The organism is Photobacterium lucens (genome assembly GCF_009873615.1).
GTDB lineage: Bacteria > Pseudomonadota > Gammaproteobacteria > Enterobacterales > Vibrionaceae > Photobacterium > Photobacterium lucens.
Genome location: NZ_SSMG01000277.1, coordinates 1 through 1,317, shown reverse-complemented (window position 1 = coordinate 1,317; position 1,317 = coordinate 1). Strand labels below are relative to the sequence as shown.

The 1,317-nt window shown below is 36.0% G+C and carries 1 protein-coding gene; it reads right to left on the bottom strand.

Translation table 11 applies throughout. The features are described from left to right. Nucleotides 1–168 precede the first annotated feature (168 nt). A complete protein-coding gene (locus E5A76_RS11745) occupies nt 169–1,113 on the bottom strand; it encodes a chemotaxis protein CheV (protein WP_161119048.1) in 945 nt (314 codons plus the stop codon). Between the last annotated feature and the right edge of the window lie 204 nt (nt 1,114–1,317).

Genomic DNA, 1,317 nt, shown 5'->3' with positions numbered 1-1,317 from the left:
TGTCAGAGCACGTATTTGAAGTGTTATTAATAGTGAGTGCTATTATTATTGCGCTTAGTGTGTTTTTAATTATGGTTGCTCATTGAGTAGTAAATTCAACTCTATCAAAGGTCAATAAAGCAAAATGAATTGCCTTATTGGCATTTGAGAGAGTTTATCGAGCATTAATTAACTCGCTATCTTTTCAAGTAATCGATTCTGTACCACTTCAACGATAAGATCAGGTTGGAATTTAGAAATGAATCTATTACAACCGACCTTTATTGTCATTGCTTCATTAAAACTGCCACTTAACGATGTATTTAACGTTATATATAAGTCAGCCATACGTGGGTCGTGACGGATCTTATGTGTCAGACGATAACCATCCATTTCAGGCATTTCAGCGTCAGTGAACATCATAAGTATTTCATCTGTGATTGTTTTTCCTTCATGACACCATTGGTCGAGTAGATCATAAGCTTGTTGCCCGTTTTTTGCTTCAACCACTTCGATACCCAATTGCATTAAAGTCGATTTAATTTGATTGCGAGCAGTCGGTGAGTCATCAACAATCAGTATTTTGTGACCTTGTAATTGCTGGCTAACTTCATTATTTAGTAACTCATCTGAGATCTTAATATTATAGTCAATGATGTTCGCCAACACTTTTTCTACATCAATAATGCCTACCAACTGGTTTTCATCTTTACGTTTGATTTGACAGATAGCAGTCAGGAAGTTGTTTTTACCTACTTGATCGGGTGGTGGTTGAATATCTTTCCATGTCATGTTCACGATGTTCATTACTTGACCAACTAAAAAAGCTTGTACGCTACCATTGTATTCAGTGACGATCAGGTTGCTCAGTTCATTAACATCTGTTGCTCTCATACCAATAGAGGCGCGTAAATCGATCACTGGGATTGACGTTCCACGAATTGAAGCAACACCTTTTACATGTGAGTGAGAACCCGGAAGACAATTTAAAGTAGGCACTTTGACGACTTCTCTAACTTTGAATACGTTGATGGCAAATAGTTGGTGACTGTTGAGTTTAAAGATCAGTAACTCCAACCTATTTTCACCTACAAGTTGGGTCCGTTGATTCACACTGTCTAAAATCGTAGCCATGTTTAACTGTCCTTAGTTAGCGATGCTGACGTCATTGAATAACTCATAGTATCGACAAATTCATTAATTTATTAAGTTAAATACGACTAAGGTTATGATTTTAATCTGTAAAAAGTGAGCTAGATCTTAACTTCATGGTGTCATTTTTGATAGATGACATAAATAATCATTGAATCAAAAAAGAAAACATTTGGCAGTATATGC